The sequence below is a fragment of the Streptomyces sp. NPDC045287 genome (assembly GCF_056432325.1).
Window position 1 is genome coordinate 1 of sequence record NZ_JBWKJG010000028.1, and the last position, 15,040, is coordinate 15,040.

Consider the following 15,040-nt stretch of genomic DNA (forward strand, 5'->3'; position numbering starts at 1 on the left):
AGCTGTCCACCCCGGACGGCTTCATCCTGCGCTACCCGACGCAGGGCACCGACGAGGGCGTGGACGGCCTGCCCGGCGACGAGGGCGCCTTCCTGCTGTGTGCGTTCTGGCTCGTGGATACCCTGGCGATGATCGGCCGTACCGGCGAGGCCCACTCACTGTTCGACAGGCTTCTCGCCCTGCGCAACGACCTGGGGCTGCTCGCCGAGGAGTACGACCCTCGCACCGGCCGCCAGCTCGGGAATTACCCGCAGGCGTTCAGCCACATCGGGCTGATCCTCGCCGCCGTGCGGCTGGAGCAGGCAACCGCTCTGGCCGTGCCCGGGCAGCGCAGTGCGGAGCCGGACCTTCCCGCGGTCTGTCTGGACGCGGCGGCCGCCGGACGGACCGGGGACGAGCCGTGAGCAACGCGCGCGCCGGGAGGGGGTTGCATGCCGGTGCGCGGTGGCTGGCGGTGGCGGCCGGGTATACCCGGCCCTCACCGCGCCACCACCCCTGGGTGGAGTCCGGTGACCACATGCCCGCGGAGATACCCCTGGGCCGGGCCTTCCACGTCGTGCGGGTCCCTCTGGACGTGGGGCAGCGCGCCCTGCACTACCTGGAGGAGACCGGTCACAGAACCGGCCCGGTGATAGGACGCACTTTCCACGCGGACTTCCTGGTGCCCACCAGCATGGTCGACGGGCGGGACGTCCCCGGCGGCCTGCTCCTCACCGGCATCGACGCACCCCACACGATCGCCTGTCCGATGCCGGGCGGGCGTTTCCCGGGCCCGCCGCACTGGCTGGTGCAACCCGACGGCACAGGCCACGGCCTGACCAGGCCGGCGGATCTGGCCCAGGCCCTTCGCCACTCCCGCTACACGCACTCCTTCCTCCGCTCCCTGAAACACGGCTGACACCAGGCCCGTACCGGCCCCCTTTCCGCGATGACACGCCGGGGGCGGCAGGGCGCCCGGCCGCGGAAGGCCGCGGCCGGGCTGCCGAGAACAGGCCCGCCACGACGGGGGCACAACCACCACCATGAGAGGACAGCCCCAATGAGCCGCACCCACGACAACACCTTGACGCTGCTGTGCTGGAACTTCGAACGCAACGGCAAGGGAGACCCCACCCTGCGCCAACGCGCGTATGCCCTGCTCAAGAGCCTCGCTCCTGACGTGGTCTTCCGTCAGGAGCTCCCCGACGCGGAGGGTGGCGGCCGGCAGGTCTTCTACGAGATGGAAGAGGCACTGGGCCTGCGTGGCAAGCTCGGTCCGAAGTCGTGCACGGCCGTGTTCTATCACCCGGAGCGGTTCGGGGTCGTGCGGGACTGGGACGAGGGCCTCAGCCCGGCCTGGGTGCTGCCGCCCACCGCCCTGACCGTGCGCTACCGGGCGGCCGGCCCTACCGCGCTTCCGCTGATCCTGGTCTCCTACCACCTGGCCTACGCCAGCTCGACCCAGCGTCTGATCGAGGCCGAGTGGCTGACCACGTACGCCGACAAGGGCTGGCAGAGCAGCGGGCAGTGGACGACCCTCCCGGCGATCCTCGCCGGCGACGCCAACTCCTACCCCGAGCCGGGTGCGGTGGGTGAGCCGGCCCTGCCCGAGATGGAGGCGATCGCCAACCGCCCGCACCGCCTGCACCGCTCCTACCCGGCCGCGGACGCCACCCGCCGGATGGACACCCGGCCGGACGCCACGCTGCGCACCGCCGGGCTGGAGGATGTGGCCCGCTACTGGGCCGCCGCCCCGCACGGCGACCCGAGCACGCTGGCCCGCACGGTCAATCGCAGCCTCAGCCATGGCCCGGACAGCCGGATCGACCGGGCCTACCTCACCGGCGGCCTGCTCCCGGCCGTCACCGGCGTCGACGTCATCGAGGTCGACGAGGACCTGTCCGACCACCACATCGTGCGCATTACCCTCGACGGATCCTGCCTCGCCGACATCCTCACCAGCCGCGCCCGATAGCCGCGACGCCGACTGCGAGCCCTCAACCCGCGGGAACACCCCATGCCCTCATCCACTGATGCCCAGCCGCCCGGTGCCCTGCTGCGCCGCGACCGCTCCTTCCGGGCGTACTGGGCGGGCCAGGCCGTGAGCCTGGCGGGCTCCTCGCTGCACGCCGTCACCCTGCCGGTGATCGCCGTCGAAGCGCTTCGGGCCACCGCGGGGCAGGTCGCCGCGCTGGCCGTCTGCGCGTCGCTGCCCGCGTTTTTCCTCGCGTTGCCCGCCGGCGTCCTGTGCGACCGGCACCCGAAAAAGGTGATCATGGTGGTCACGGATCTGGCGGCCGCCGCGGTGGTCGCCGCGGTGCCGCTGTGCTGGGCCACCGGCGCGCTGTCGGTGCCGGTCTTGTACGCGGTGGTGTTCCTGCTGGGCGCCTTGACCGTGCTGCACCAGGCCGCCGCGATCGCGGCCGTGCCCGAGCTGGTGGAACCCGCGCTCCTACCGGCGGCGAACGCCCGCCTCTCGGCGGCGCTGTCGATATCCGGCTCCGCGGGCACGCACGGCGCCGCCCTGGTCATCGCCTGGGCCGGGGCGGTGACCACGCTGCTGCTGGACTGCCTGTCCTATCTCGTCAGCGCCTGGTGTGCCGCCCGGATCCGCCCGACCCCCCGGGGCCGTCCCCCGTCCGGGCCGCGCCGCCCGATGACCACCGAGGTCAGGGAAGGACTCTCCTACGTGATGCGCCATCGGCTGCTCAGGCCCCTGGTCCTGGCGCTCTCGGCAACCGGCTTCGGGTTCGGGATCATCGGCACGTACTGGGCCTACTACCTGCTCGTCCACCTCGATGCCGGCAGCACGGGCCTGGGGCTGGTGATGGGCGCGGCCGGCACCGGCGGCCTGCTCGGCGCCCTGGCCGCACCCCGGCTGGCACACCACTTCGGCCCCGGCCGCCTGATCCTGACCGGCTCCCTCACCTCCCTGGCCACCTGCATCCCGCTCCTGGCCGCCCCTCCCGGGCCGGTGTGGCTGGGCGTGCTCATCGTCTGCGAGGCCGTCTCAGCGGCGGTGGCCGCCGCGGCCGGGACCACCCAGCGCTCGGTGCGCCAGCAGGTGTGCCCGCCGCGCATACAGGCCCGAGCACAGCAGACGTCCCTCTGGCTGAATCTGGGGCTGCGGCCCTTCGCCGCCCTGACCGCCGGCGCCATCGCCACCGCCTTCGGAGTACGGGCGGCGCTCCTGACCGGGACCGTCCTTCTGGTGGTGCCGGTTGTGCTGCTGTGGGCCTCCCCGGTCAGGCACCTGACCACCCTGCCCGCCAGCGCTCCCCCACCTCCCGGGCAAGCCGCTGGTCGGCCGTCCTGCCTACGGAAAGGGGACAGCCCTGTCCGGTGAGCCTGCCCCCGCCACCGGCAACCCCGACCGGCCGGAGCGGCCGCCAGCCCCTCTATCCGCCTCGACCGCCTGACCTCTCGATCCACCAGGACCTGAAGATGACCACCCTGACCGCCGATCCCACCGCGCCCCTGTCCCCCGCGGCCGAACGTGTCGCCGCGCGCCTCGTCCACGGCGACAGCGACGCCTTGATCGCCGCGCGGCTGAACCTGTCGGTGCACGGCGTGAGAAGCCAGGTGCAGGCGGCACGCAAGCACCTGGGATGCCCGACCGGCGTCTCCCGAGCAGTACTCGCGCACGCGCTCCTCACCGCCCGGCATGTCGACCCGCCCGCGTGCGGCAGGCCGGCCCCGCACCTCACCGACACCGAACGGCGGCTTTTGCACGCCCTCACCCGGCACTCCCACAACGCCGACCTCGGCGCGGCCATCGGCGTCCCCGCCCGAGACATACGGGCAGACATCGGCGCCCTCCTGGCCACGGCGGGCGCGCACAACACCACCCATCTGGTGGGCCTCGCCCACACCTGGAAGCTCCTCGACGACCCCGCCCCCTGCCCGCCTCGCCCAAACCGAGCCGGCCCCGGTTCTGGGAGCCAGGCGGTGAAGGCGTCCACCACCACCCCTGCGGCCAGCACGTGGCGCAGCGGTGTGAGAGCGGCCGGACCGGCGTGCGAGGTACGTCCGCTCACCGCGCACAGCATCGTCCCGGTCTCAGCCCGATGAACCACCGCACTTCCCCTTGTCGTGCGATCGAGGGCACCGAACCACAGGAAGCGACCACACGATGACACAAGCACCGAGACGGTTTTCTCTTCGTCTGACCGATCCGCCCAGCCAGGGCTGGCCGCTCGCCACACCGGGCTCCGCGCGGCCGTGGATCCCGCGCTCCCGCACGGTCGCTGTCGCATGCGGCCGGTACTTCCACGCAGTCCGCGTGCGCGCCGACATCGCCGCGCCAGCCCTCCGGAGCCTTGGAAGCGGCACCGGGCCCGTCTTGGCCAACGACATCCTGCGTGCCTGGTGGTTCCTCCTGCCACTGGAGCAGATGCAGTACGAGTCGTGGGGCTCCGGGATCCGGGTGCTGCGCCCCGGCACGAGGATCGGCATCCCGCCCTTGCACATCACCGCCGGAAAGGACGTGCGCTGGGTGGTCGCACCGGGCCACGGCGACACCTCCCCCGACCAACTCCGCGAAGCCCTGACCACCGGGGGGACCCCTTCCCGCACCCCAGTCCGCCACGAGACCTGCCAATCCTCTCGCCCACAGCAGCACGGCAGCCCGCGCCCCCTCACCCCCGCGCAACTGCGCGTCGGCAGACACCTCCTGGCCGGGAACACCGATCACGAGACGGCTGCCGAGCTCGGCCTGTCCCTCACGACCGTCCGCGAGCACTTGGCGAACATCAGCGACCGGGCCGGCGGCACCACCCCCGCGGGCCGAGCCGCCGCCCTGCTCACCGGACGGCACCTGCCCGCCCCGTCGGCCGACACGCTCACCGTCCCCGAGTTCACCGCGCTCGACCTCGCGGTCCTGCGCGTGCTCGCCGAAATCTCCCCGAAGACAACCCTCCCCGAGGAACTGCGCCCCCAACGCGCCTTCAAGGCTCACGCTACCTGCCTGCGTCAGCAGGCCGGCGCCCGGACCGACGCCCACCTGGTGGGCCTGGCCTACGCCTGGGGCCTGCTGGAACCCGCGGCCCAGCTCACGCCCGCACAACACGAAAGGCAGCTCCCGTGATCGGTGGCCTGCGCGTCGTCTGTTGGAGCGTCGAGGAGAACTGTCCGCGTACGCATCGGAGTGCTCGGGCAGGCACGGATGAACGTGCTCAGCTCGACGTTCGGTAACGCGGGGGCTTGGAGGACTTCGGGATGCCATGGAGTGCGACAATCTGGCCGTGTCTGAGGAGTTGTCGCGCTGGTATCGAGGCCGCCTGGTCGTGGGGCCGTTCCGACCGTTCGAGGTCGGTGAAGTCGAAGGTCTCGAACGGGAGATCGGGCTGCCACTGCCGCGTTCCTACCGCTCGTTCCTGGAGACGGCGGGCGGGGGAAGCCTCACGTACTCGGTCCGATTGCCGGCCTGCGGGCCGGAGCCGTTCCAGAGTTTCGACGACCTCTATCAGCTCGGCCGTGACGACGATGGTCAATACGGCTGGGGCACCCTTCTGGGCGAGTACCGTCGCAGCCGTGATGGGCGGCTCGCCCATCAGGTCTCACTGGTCGGCCTTCTTCCGATCGCCCGCAACGGCGGGAGCGACACCCTGTTCCTGGACCTGAACCCGGCCACTCATGGCCAGCTCCATGCCTTCGTGCATGGCATCCCTCACCCCGGCTACCTGCCGAAGGGGGTCTTCACCAAAGTCGCTGACGACTTCGACGCCTACCTCGACAGCCTCGTCGTCGATCCGGACGTCGCCGAAGACACCTGGGCCGATGTCGTCGACCACGACGCCACCGACCCTTGGCGACAGACCGTCGAGGAATGGCTGGACAAGGAACTGCCGGGCTGGCGCGCCGAGCCGTGGGCGGCGGCCTGACCGCGCGGGCTGGGCGATTCCTCAAGCGACGTCGGTGTCGCGGCTGTACTGATCCGGCCGGAGGCCAAAGAAAGGCTCAGGCAGTCCGGGACTGCTCACGCGGCCGCGTGGCACTTGGACGTCGAGGGCTCGCGGGTGTCCGCAGGGCCGCTGGTGGCTCAGAGCGCCTTGCCCGGTTCGGCCCGTCAGTGGGCGTATTCCTTCTGGGTGAGGTCCACTGCCAGGCGCCAGCCGTTGCCGTCCGGTTCGAAGAGGAAGACGTGGGACGACACATACGGGATGGTTGGCCGCGGTTCGGCGCCGGAAGGGCTGGTGGTGTAGGGCGTGGTGAAGTTGCTGGCCCAGATCTTGGCCCGCTCGCCCTGCATCTTCACATGGTCCACGACGGCCTTCGCCTTCGCCTCGCCCCAGATGCGGCCCGCCGGCGCCGGGGTCTCCCGCCACGCCGGGGCCGTGTCGGCCGTGCGCTGGAAGATCGCCTCGGCGGCGACACGCAGCGACTCCCGCTCGGCCTGCTCCTTTTGCTCCTGCCGTTCCTGTACCGCGTACACGGCCGAACCGGCCGCGATGACGAGCGCGACCGCCCCTGACAACATCTTGTGGCTCTTGCGCATGGTTCCCCCTGTGTCGACCGGTGTCGGATCGCAGCGTAGCCGGGCAACATCGACCGAGCACTGTAGGTTCTCACACTCCGTGTCATCTTCTCCGTCGCGATGCCATCGGACTGGCCGAACTGGCATGGGATCGAGGATCACCACTCACTGCCACCACTCGTTCGGATGGCCTCGCTTCAGGTCCGGGGTGGGAGCCTCACGCGGATGCGACCGTAGCGCTCGCGAAGGAGGCCGCCGACGTTCCGGAGGTGACGCATGGCGGCAGCGGCTCTCGCGCTTCCTCGCAGCGCGGCCCTATCCCACCCCCACCGAAGCGAACTTCGGAGAGCCGCGTTTGAACGCGCGGAACGCGGAAGGATCATGAACCTGATCCTCTTCGGTGAGAAGGTCGTGGCAGCCGCGGTCACAAGGTCATGTCAGCCCTGATGCTGGGCGTCATCGGCCTCGAACTGCGAGCTGATGTTGTTCCACATGAAGCCGTCCTTCCAGCCCGTCTCGTCGGCCGCCCAGCCGAGCATGGCGGTCAGGACCTTCTCCTGGGAGACGGTCCGTGTCTGATAGTGCTCGGCGGCGATCCCGTCCCGGAATTCGAGTTGGTACGTGTTGTCGTCACGAAGCAGCACCTGGACATACCAGCTGCCTTCCTTGTCCTCCTCCACGCGTTCCAGGACCAGATGCGCGTTGCCGCGCTGGAGGCTGGCCAGCATCCTGCCTATGGCCGGCTTCGAGGCTCTCTTCACCACGCGCCCTGCCTCATCGGTTGCCATTAGCATGGCGCGATCCTCCACCACAGCTCTGACATCGGCCCGAGGAGAGTATGGAGGACTCCGTCATCATGGGCTGGTGACGACATGGATGCGCTGCTACTGGGACGAGGAAGACGTCTGGTTCTACTTCGAGGTCGACGCCGAAGGCTGGGTGACCCGGCAGATCGAGATCCAGGGTCCTGAGCTGACTCCGATCGCAGCAGCCTCGCTCGACGAATGGCAGCGGGCCCGCGACGCAGGCCGCCTCGATGAGTACGCCAGCAGATTCGGGATCACCGCCGAGCTGCCCGTCTCGGAATGGGAAGGCCACGACCCCGAACACCTCACCTCCGAGGAGTTCGAGGAACTCTGGCGAGCTGCCCGCCGCCAGATCGCTTCCCCGCCCAGCTGACCTCTCGCCTCCGCGGGCGCTTCTTGGCATCATCGCGGCATGACCCCGACCCTTCCCCGCACCGTCCGAGCCGTCGACACCGCTCAGCTCCTGGACCTGGCCCAAGAGGCCGCCATGCACGGCTTCAGCCAGCGGCTCCCGGTCGACTGGCTCCGAGAGCACCTCGCCGCGCAGGCGACGCACTACCTGCTCCCGACAGTCGTGCAGCGGCTCACCCACCGCCCCGAGACGCCGCTGCAGTGGAGGTGCCGGCAACTGCTGACCGTCAGCACCGGCGAACAGCTCTGGGGTCTGCTCGACGTCCTTCCCGATACCTTCGACAAGATCCCGGAGACCTTGGACACGGAGTCACAGAAGGACATCGTCAACCGCATCAGGCAAGCAGTAACCGTGCGCGAGTGGATGGAACGGATGGCTGCCGATGCAGGCTCGTGACGCCCCGGGGCAGCGTTGCAGTCTGCTGGACAGTCCCAGGAGATGACACCGTTCTGCGACAGCCGCCTGTCGACACGTCGTGAGACGGAAGGGGAACGTCCAGGCACAGCGGCGACGCCTGACCCGAGAGTGAGAACCTACAAGTACAACGCAGGTGCGAAAGCCCTCCGGCAGGAAAGACCGCCACCGTCCGCAAAACCCGCGCCCGGCCACGAGGTGCCTCGGCCCGCGGGCGGCACCGAGGAACGTGACGGCGGGGCGGCTCTCCCGTGCCCGCGGCGCGCGGCGCGGAAGAGGGCGGCGCGCGTCTTTGAGGGCTCCCTTTGAGGCTGTGTGTACTGCAAGAGCTTCCTCAAAGGGGCCCTCAACCGGTCGGCGGAGAGTACGGCGCTCCCTGCCTGGCGTTCGGCCTTAGCGGATCCACTCGTAGTCGTCGTCCGCGTCCCATCCGGCATCGCGGTCGTCGCCGTTGAGCAGGTCGTTCATCTCGTCCTCGGTGAGTTCGCGTACCTCGTCCATGCCTTCAGGATGCCCCGGCCACCGCCGTGCGCGCCATATGCCACGGGCAGTGCCGCGAAACCGGTCTCCCTCCCGGGGTGGGGTTGAGGGATGGGTCTTCTCGGATGAGGGGGTGGGCACGGTGGGTCTCTCTCCCCGGCCCAGGTCAAGTGGGCGGTTGGGAGCGTGCCATGTCCGTGGCGGTCGTCTGCTGGTTGGAGCTTCGGGAGGGGCGGTCCCCTTCTTGACCGGTTCCCTTCTTGTTTCGGCGTCGCACCGGCGGAAGGGAGCCGTCGCGTAGGTCCGCGGTCAGATGACGGGTGGTCGTCCCAGTCGGGTCATGCGCCACACGGTCCGCCACCGGATGGGGTGTCTGGGTGGGCAGGGGACTCGGAGCCCTTCGAAGAAGCCGGCCCACCAGGCGCGGATGCCCCACCAGGGGTGGCGCTGGGTCAGGGTGTAGGCGGCCCAGGTGGTGAGGTAGAGCGGGATGAGGAGGGCGGGCAGGCGTCGCCGGGCCAGCCAGACCCGGTTGCGGCCGGTGTTGCGGTAGAAGACGGTGTGCCGGGTGGCCGGGGTGCGGGGGTGGCGCAGAATCACGTCGGCCCGGTAATGGATGTCCCATCCGGCGTCCAGGGCGCGCCAGGCGAAGTCGGTTTCCTCGTGGGCGTAGAAGAAGGCGGCGGGGAAGGGGCCGACTTCGTCGATGACGGTGGTGCGGATGGCGTGGGCGCCGCCGAGGTAGGTGGTGACGGGGCCGGAGCGCAGCGGGTCGGTGGCTCCCAGGCGGGGGATGTGGCGGCGCTGGGTGTGGCCGTTGTCGTCGACGATGCGGAAGCTGACGATGCCGAGGCGGGGGTTGGCATTGAAGGCTTCGCGCAGGAGGGGGAAGGTGTCGGTGCGGGGCAGCAGGCCGTCGTCGTCGAGGATGACGACGAGGTCAATCCCGCCGTGGTCGCGTAGCCACTGGACGCCGGCGTTGCGGCCGCCGGGGATGCCCAGGTTCTCCGGTAGTTCCAGCGGGACGGCTGGTGCGGGCAGGGGTGGCAGGGGGGTGCCCTGGCCGACGACGACGATGGTCGCGGGCGGGCCGTCTTGGGCCGTGGCGGAGGCGATCAGCGCGTTCAGCTCTCGGGGGCGGTCGCCCATGGTGAGGATGACGACGCCGATCCTCAGGGCCGGGGTGTCGGTCATGTGCGGCTCCGTAGGAGGTCGGTGGCGCGCTGGGTCAGGGCGGCGGCGCCGGGCACACCGCGGCGGGCGTAGCCGACGCAGGCCGCGCGGATGGTGGTGATCTGCTGCCTGGTGCGGTGGGAGTCCAGACCGTCCATGACGTCGATGCACCGATGCCACAGGCGTACGGCTTCCTCGTGGCGGTGCTGGGCGGCAACGGACTGTCCGAGGTTGACCAGGGTCAGGGCGTGGCCTCGTTGGTAGGGGCCCGGGGCGCGGCCGGCGAGGGCGGTGCGGTAGTGGCGTTCGGCGGCGGGATGCTCGCGCATCGCGGTGAGGGTCTTGGCGGTGTGGGAGGCGACGGTGGCGGTGATGGGACCGGAGCCGGCGGCGTAGGGGGAGACGGGGTCGCTGGTGTCCGCTGCGGCTTGTTCGGCGCGCAGGAGGGCGGCTGCGGCCTTCGCGCTCTGGCCGGCGGCGCCGTAGGCGCGGGCGCAGGTCACCAGGAGCAGGGCCTCGGTTCGTCGGTCGACCTTGCCTTTCGCCCGGCGCAGGGCTTCTTCCGACAGCTCGACGCAGGAGCCGGGATGGCCGAGGTCGAGCGCCTGGTGGGTCATGGCCCGCAGCATCCACGCGGCGTGCCCGTTGGGGTCGGCTTCGCAGGCGAGCTGGTAGCCGAGCTGGTAGTAGCGCTGGGCGGCGCCCTCGAGGCTGAGGTCGTGGTGTTTCCAGCCGACCAGGCAGGCCAGCTGGGCGGCGGCCCCGTACGCCTGCCTGCGGAGGTCCTCGGAGGGGAAGCGGGCCTTGAGCAGGGGGCCCACGGTGTCGGTGAGGTAGGTGGTTGCGGTGGTCAGGCCGTGTCCGCCGCCGAGCTTGTCGTCGGCGGTCCTGAACATTTCGGTGATCTCGCGGACGGTGTCGATCTCGCCTGCCCCCACGCTCCCCTGGCGGGCTGCGGCGTGCAGGGTGGCGGCGACGGCTTCGTGGTCGTAGGTCAGGGGGAGGGCGACGGCCGCGGTGGAGAAGGCGGAGTGGAGGAAGTCTCTGCGCCGGAGCATGACGTATCTCCCGAGGTCGGCGACGGCGGCGAGCGGATCGGCCGACATGGCCCATCCGGTGCCTGCGGAGCCTAGACCGATTTCATCGACCGTCACCGTCCGCTTCATCCTTCGGGTGAGCGCCTCGGCGATGTAGGACGGCGTCTGGCCCGATGGTGTGCCGCCGGCCACCCAGTAGGCGACGGCGGACGGCCGAGTGCCCAGCCGCTCTCCGGCTTCGGCCGCGACAGCGCGGATTGCGCAGGCCAGCGCGTTGTAGGTGATGCCGGCCTCGGCGATGACGGCGGCTAACTGCGCGTTGGGATCCGGCATGCCCGTCCTCCGGTGAGTGATCTTGAACGAGTTGAACGCATCCGCGGGTCAAACACCGTACCCCTCTTTCACTCACCGAGGGTTCAATCCTCACAACGCTCCGCATCGCCCAGGCGGTCATCACTTCACCCGGGTCGCCCAGGGCCAGGACGCATCGCACCGTCAAGGAGGTACAGCACGCAGCCGCCCCACACCTCCCTCTCGCCCCTGTGGTGGTCGGGGATCGATGATTCCGCCCAATCACCTCACCAGCGCGCCGCGTCCCCCGCTGTTGGCGCTTTGGTGCTTCTTGAGCGTCACCCGTAGCCGGACACGCCTTGAAGGGGAGATCGCCATGCGGTCGACAGCGCCGGCCCTCGCGGCCGCGCCTGTGCTTGCGCCCAGATCTCGCCGCGATGCCGGCTTCGGGTACCTCGTGAAGGGACTTTCCTCATGATCAACAATTCGTCAACGCTCGAGATGAAAGACGCGACCTACCACTACGCGGCGCGCGGCTTTCAGACGCGGGTCGACCTCGGGCAGCACTTCCTGCGGTCGCCGGAGTCGACCCGTGCTCTCTTGGACCGAGCGGGTATCCCTGCCCACGCGCAGGTCGTGGAGGTCGGAGCCGGTCTGGGAACCTTGTCAGCGGCAATCGCGCAGGCCGGCCACCGCATCTGGGCGGTGGAGAAGGACGTGCGGCTGCGCGCGCAGCTGACGAGCCGACTCGCCCCGTACGGGAAGCGTGCCCGTGTCACCTTCGCCGATGTGCGCCGGCTCGACCTCGCGGGGGGCCTGAAGGCGGGCAGCGCCCTGGTGTCGGTGTCACCACGGAGGATGCCCGTGAAGGTGATCACCCGCTTGGTTCTGCAAACCAACAGGGGGCGCAGTGCAGCCGGGGGACAGAGGCCCGCATGAGTCCAAGCAGTGCCCACTGGATGAACTACGCCATTAGCGTCGCAGAAAAGGCTCCATACCAAGGTCGGCGTGTCGGCGTCGCCCTCGTTTCCGAACACAATGAGTTGATCTGCTCCGCCTTCGAGGGCGAAGCAGCCGGCGGATCCTGGTATCGCATCCTGCGGAGCAAGATTCAGGAACTCGGAACGCCCAGCGTTCATAGCGCATATCTGACGATCAACACCCTGTCAGCAGACGGCTCGTTCGAGCTCGGCGAACTCTTGAAGGAAGTGCGCATTGACAGGGTCTACGTCGGTCTGCCAGACCCTGCGCTGACGACGTACCTCGACGACGATCCCGTCACTGCGCGAGGCCATGTCCACCGCTTCTCCGACGATTTGCAGCGTCAGATCCTCAAGCAGAACCACGACCTCTACGCAGCGAGCGAGCAACGTATCGACTGCAACCCCCACTACTCCACACACCGCATCAGTGAAGCCGTCGCCGCCCGGCTGACGTCGAGGGGGTTCGCCCTCACCAGGAGTGATGTCAACGCGAACAGGGGAAGGTTTGCGCTTGCTTCTCTCATTCGCCAGAGGTATGGGATCGATCCTGAAGAGGCTGATCGCGCCGTAGGCGCCGCCCTGTCCGAAGCGTTCGATGCGAAGTACGGCGCCTATGACCACGTGTACGACGCTCGCGCCGCCAACGCGAGGTGGATGGACGACTTCATGTCGGTTTACCGACAGTCGTCCACACGTTCGCTGCCCAGCGTCAGCATCCTCAACGTCGGTGTCGGGGCCGGCCACGAAGCGGTCGCCCTGTTCTCTGATTGCCCGCAAACAACATTTGTTGACATCGCAGAAAGCGGCCTTGCGAACATAAGTCGACGTATTCCCGCGTCCAGAACGGTCGTCTCCAGCGCCGAAGACCTGTCCGCGCTACCGGAAGACAGTTACGATCTTTACGTCTCCTTGAGGACGTACAACTCCTCGTTCTTCGACACGTCCGCGGCAGCCTCAGAAGCCCACAGGGTGTTGAAGCCCGGCGCGGTGATCGTCGTCTCCGTAGCCAACGGGTTCTTATATACTCAGCGGGGCCGCATCGTGCCAGGATTGATCATCCCCGGTACCGAGTTCGTCGACCTCTACCGTGGAATGGACACGGCCAATCTGATTGGCGCGGAGTTCGAAAGGGCCGGCTTCAAAGACATTCGAATGCGCCCGACAAGCACCGAGATCTATCTGTCGGCTGTCGCCACCTGACGCCCCCCAGTCGGCCACGTCCGGCGACGGCCGGGGGCGACCGGACTGTCCAGAGCGACCAGTGAAAAGGAAGGACTTCTGCAATGAACGGGCAAACGACCGTTGCCGACCGGATCCTGCGGTTCAACCAGGAACTTGCGGAGACGACACTTGAACTGCCGCCCGGATTCGCGGTCCTCAACCCGTTCAGCGGCCCCCAGAAGGAGCGCGTCCACGAGGTGACGACCGCGTTCTACCGCAAGTACTACGCCGACGACAGGCCGCGCCGTCTGGTGCTGGGGAGCTCGCCCGCCCGACGGGGCACGGCCGTGACCGGGGTCCCGTTCGAAGACGCCAAGCTCCTCGAAAGCGAAACGGGAGTCGATGTCGACGGCTATGCGGTAAGCCGGCCCTCCGCCGGATTCCTGCACGACGTCATCAGGCGCTACGGGGGCCGGACAAGGTTCTACGCCGACTTCGTCATGAGCTTTGTGTGCCCTCTCGGACTGGTGAGAACGAACCCCCAGGGAAGGGAGGTCAACTGCAACTTCTACGAAAACAAAAAGTTGCTGGAGCTTCTACACACATTCCTCGTGGACTCCCTGGAGCGTCAGGTCACATTTGGAACCGACACCTCGGTGTGCTACTGCATCGGCAGCGGCGAGAACTTCAAGTTCCTCTCGAAGGTGAACGAGGGCCAGCGCTTCTTCAAGAAGATCGTGCCTCTGGAGCACCCGCGCTTTATCACGCAATACAACGGGGCGAGAAAAGAAGAATTTGCCGAGAAGTACCTCAGTGCTTTCCGCGGAGAAGGCGACTAGCTGTGCCGCCCTCCGCAGCGCCTCTCTCGGCTGATTCCCCGCAGGCTGACGGCTCCCAACGCGACGGATCGAAAAGAAGGAGAACAGCACAGTGGTGACAGAAGGCAGGGTCCTGGTCCACTTCGGTTCGGAACGCGTCAGCGTCCACCGCTTCCAGAGCGGCGAGCTGCAGCTGCTCGCGAGGGAGCGGCTTCCATTTGGAGCTGGCCTCACCGGCGTGGCGCTCGCGGACAGCGTCGGCGAGTTCTGCGCCGGGCTCAAGGAGTTCACCGAGGCCGTTGACAACAAGAGCACGCGGGTGCACGCCACCGGGGTCTTCCAGCAGCTCCCGCAGCCGGAAGCGGCCACGCTGGTCAACAGCTTCTACGTCGACACGGGCCTCTACTTCAACATCGTGAGGCCCGAGCTGGAACGGTTCTACCTGGACACGGGCATGTCCGCCTGCGGCTCGAGCGACATGGTGGAAGGTTTGATCCGGCGGGAGTTTCGGACGGCAGTCGTCTGCGGCAGCTTCCAGCAGTCCCTGGGGCACATCGAGGGCACCATCACCCAGCTGCGTAAAACCGGCACTCAGGTGCTCAGCCCCCGCAGCACCAGGATCAAGCCGGAGACCGAGGGCACCGACTTCATCCTCTTCGACTACCAGGACTTGCTGAAGAACGAACGCGACACGTGGCGGCACAAGTACGTGCACATGGACGCCTTCAGGCAGGCCGACGCTGTCGTCGTGTGCAACCCGGGCGGTCGCGTCGGAAGCGGCACCGTCTTCGAACTCGGCTTCATGTCCGCCCTCGGTAAGAGGGTCATCTTCACGGAGGAGCCCCTGGGCGTGTCTGTCTCCTTCCCCTGCGAGGTAGGCCTGGGCGCCTGAGCAACCCGCGGAGGACTGCCGCACCTCATCCCGTTCCCGCGTCTTCGCCCGGATCGGGTCTCGGTGAACGGCGCAGTCCCCGCGCGCAGGCCGCCTGCTCGTTTTCTCTACCCACCCCG

At 68.8% G+C, this 15,040-nt stretch carries 17 protein-coding genes; 13 read left to right on the forward strand and 4 right to left on the reverse strand.

All coding sequences use genetic code 11. The features are described 5' to 3' along the window. From AC07D6_RS30850 to AC07D6_RS30880, 7 genes are all read left to right on the forward strand, one after another. Positions 1–404, forward strand: a 404-nt coding sequence (locus AC07D6_RS30850; RefSeq protein ID WP_479049875.1) for a glycoside hydrolase family 15 protein, incomplete at its 5' end; no start/stop codon positions are given. 113 nt (positions 405–517) lie between these two features. Beyond that, entirely contained in the window at positions 518–898 is a 381-nt protein-coding gene (locus AC07D6_RS30855) for a hypothetical protein (RefSeq protein WP_479049877.1), read from the forward strand. Positions 899–1,039: 141 nt separating this feature from the next. Further along, complete coding sequence (locus AC07D6_RS30860) at positions 1,040–1,954, forward strand: endonuclease/exonuclease/phosphatase family protein (RefSeq protein ID WP_479049879.1); 915 nt, start codon at positions 1,040–1,042, stop codon at positions 1,952–1,954. A 42-nt stretch (positions 1,955–1,996) separates the two neighbouring features. Then, positions 1,997–3,325 (forward strand): MFS transporter, encoded by a 1,329-nt coding sequence (locus tag AC07D6_RS30865; RefSeq protein ID WP_479049881.1) that lies wholly within the window; start codon positions 1,997–1,999, stop codon positions 3,323–3,325. Positions 3,326–3,423: 98 nt separating this feature from the next. Continuing rightward, on the forward strand, positions 3,424–4,050 hold the full coding sequence (locus AC07D6_RS30870) for a helix-turn-helix transcriptional regulator (RefSeq protein ID WP_479049883.1): 627 nt from the start codon (positions 3,424–3,426) through the stop codon (positions 4,048–4,050). 271 nt (positions 4,051–4,321) lie between these two features. Further along, complete coding sequence (locus tag AC07D6_RS30875; protein ID WP_479049885.1) at positions 4,322–5,065, forward strand: helix-turn-helix transcriptional regulator; 744 nt, start codon at positions 4,322–4,324, stop codon at positions 5,063–5,065. Between the two features lie 157 nt (positions 5,066–5,222). Next, positions 5,223–5,861 carry an SMI1/KNR4 family protein gene (locus AC07D6_RS30880; RefSeq protein WP_479049887.1) on the forward strand — a complete coding sequence of 213 codons (639 nt, stop codon included), beginning with the start codon at positions 5,223–5,225 and terminating at the stop codon, positions 5,859–5,861. A 185-nt stretch (positions 5,862–6,046) separates the two neighbouring features. Here AC07D6_RS30880 and AC07D6_RS30885 read toward each other — a convergent pair whose 3' ends face one another. Continuing rightward, positions 6,047–6,475 (reverse strand): hypothetical protein, encoded by a 429-nt coding sequence (locus AC07D6_RS30885; RefSeq protein ID WP_479049889.1) that lies wholly within the window; start codon positions 6,473–6,475, stop codon positions 6,047–6,049. A 416-nt stretch (positions 6,476–6,891) separates the two neighbouring features. Beyond that, on the reverse strand, positions 6,892–7,218 hold the full coding sequence (locus tag AC07D6_RS30890; protein ID WP_479049891.1) for a hypothetical protein: 327 nt from the start codon (positions 7,216–7,218) through the stop codon (positions 6,892–6,894). Positions 7,219–7,330: 112 nt separating this feature from the next. Here AC07D6_RS30890 and AC07D6_RS30895 point away from each other — a divergent pair, with 112 nt between their 5' ends. Together AC07D6_RS30895 and AC07D6_RS30900 are read left to right on the forward strand one after the other, a co-directional pair. Next, entirely contained in the window at positions 7,331–7,633 is a 303-nt protein-coding gene (locus tag AC07D6_RS30895) for a hypothetical protein (RefSeq protein WP_479049989.1), read from the forward strand. A 39-nt stretch (positions 7,634–7,672) separates the two neighbouring features. Continuing rightward, entirely contained in the window at positions 7,673–8,068 is a 396-nt protein-coding gene (locus AC07D6_RS30900) for a hypothetical protein (protein ID WP_479049893.1), read from the forward strand. An 807-nt stretch (positions 8,069–8,875) separates the two neighbouring features. Here the strand turns inward: AC07D6_RS30900 and AC07D6_RS30905 are convergent. Next, positions 8,876–9,760: a glycosyltransferase family 2 protein gene (locus AC07D6_RS30905; protein WP_479049895.1), complete on the reverse strand. Its 885-nt coding sequence runs from the start codon at positions 9,758–9,760 to the stop codon at positions 8,876–8,878. Next, the gene (locus AC07D6_RS30910; protein ID WP_479049897.1) at positions 9,757–11,109 is read right to left on the reverse strand and encodes a tetratricopeptide repeat protein; all 1,353 of its coding nucleotides are present in this window, start codon (positions 11,107–11,109) and stop codon (positions 9,757–9,759) included. Before AC07D6_RS30910 ends, AC07D6_RS30905 begins: the two co-directional genes overlap by 4 nt. A 432-nt stretch (positions 11,110–11,541) precedes the next feature. Here AC07D6_RS30910 and AC07D6_RS30915 point away from each other — a divergent pair, with 432 nt between their 5' ends. From AC07D6_RS30915 to AC07D6_RS30930, 4 genes are all read left to right on the forward strand, one after another. Then, entirely contained in the window at positions 11,542–12,006 is a 465-nt protein-coding gene (locus tag AC07D6_RS30915; RefSeq protein WP_479049899.1) for an rRNA adenine N-6-methyltransferase family protein, read from the forward strand. A gap of 20 nt (positions 12,007–12,026) precedes the next feature. Further along, complete coding sequence (locus tag AC07D6_RS30920) at positions 12,027–13,250, forward strand: class I SAM-dependent methyltransferase (protein ID WP_479049901.1); 1,224 nt, start codon at positions 12,027–12,029, stop codon at positions 13,248–13,250. A gap of 83 nt (positions 13,251–13,333) precedes the next feature. Next, the gene (locus AC07D6_RS30925; protein WP_479049903.1) at positions 13,334–14,050 is read left to right on the forward strand and encodes a uracil-DNA glycosylase family protein; all 717 of its coding nucleotides are present in this window, start codon (positions 13,334–13,336) and stop codon (positions 14,048–14,050) included. Positions 14,051–14,144: 94 nt separating this feature from the next. Next, complete coding sequence (locus AC07D6_RS30930) at positions 14,145–14,921, forward strand: nucleoside 2-deoxyribosyltransferase (protein ID WP_479049905.1); 777 nt, start codon at positions 14,145–14,147, stop codon at positions 14,919–14,921. Positions 14,922–15,040: the final 119 nt, after the last annotated feature.

Bases quoted from the DNA above. Each gene is read 5' to 3' on its own strand.
- AC07D6_RS30855 (WP_479049877.1), top strand. From the start codon at position 518: ATGCCCGCGGAGATACCCCTGGGCCGGGCCTTCCACGTCGTGCGGGTC.
- AC07D6_RS30860 (WP_479049879.1), top strand. From the start codon at position 1,040: ATGAGCCGCACCCACGACAACACCTTGACGCTGCTGTGCTGGAACTTC.
- AC07D6_RS30865 (WP_479049881.1), top strand. From the start codon at position 1,997: ATGCCCTCATCCACTGATGCCCAGCCGCCCGGTGCCCTGCTGCGCCGC.
- AC07D6_RS30870 (WP_479049883.1), top strand. From the start codon at position 3,424: ATGACCACCCTGACCGCCGATCCCACCGCGCCCCTGTCCCCCGCGGCC.
- AC07D6_RS30885 (WP_479049889.1), bottom strand. From the start codon at position 6,475: ATGCGCAAGAGCCACAAGATGTTGTCAGGGGCGGTCGCGCTCGTCATC.
- AC07D6_RS30895 (WP_479049989.1), top strand. From the start codon at position 7,331: ATGCGCTGCTACTGGGACGAGGAAGACGTCTGGTTCTACTTCGAGGTC.
- AC07D6_RS30900 (WP_479049893.1), top strand. From the start codon at position 7,673: ATGACCCCGACCCTTCCCCGCACCGTCCGAGCCGTCGACACCGCTCAG.
- AC07D6_RS30905 (WP_479049895.1), bottom strand. From the start codon at position 9,760: ATGACCGACACCCCGGCCCTGAGGATCGGCGTCGTCATCCTCACCATG.
- AC07D6_RS30910 (WP_479049897.1), bottom strand. From the start codon at position 11,109: ATGCCGGATCCCAACGCGCAGTTAGCCGCCGTCATCGCCGAGGCCGGC.
- AC07D6_RS30915 (WP_479049899.1), top strand. From the start codon at position 11,542: ATGATCAACAATTCGTCAACGCTCGAGATGAAAGACGCGACCTACCAC.
- AC07D6_RS30920 (WP_479049901.1), top strand. From the start codon at position 12,027: ATGAACTACGCCATTAGCGTCGCAGAAAAGGCTCCATACCAAGGTCGG.
- AC07D6_RS30925 (WP_479049903.1), top strand. From the start codon at position 13,334: ATGAACGGGCAAACGACCGTTGCCGACCGGATCCTGCGGTTCAACCAG.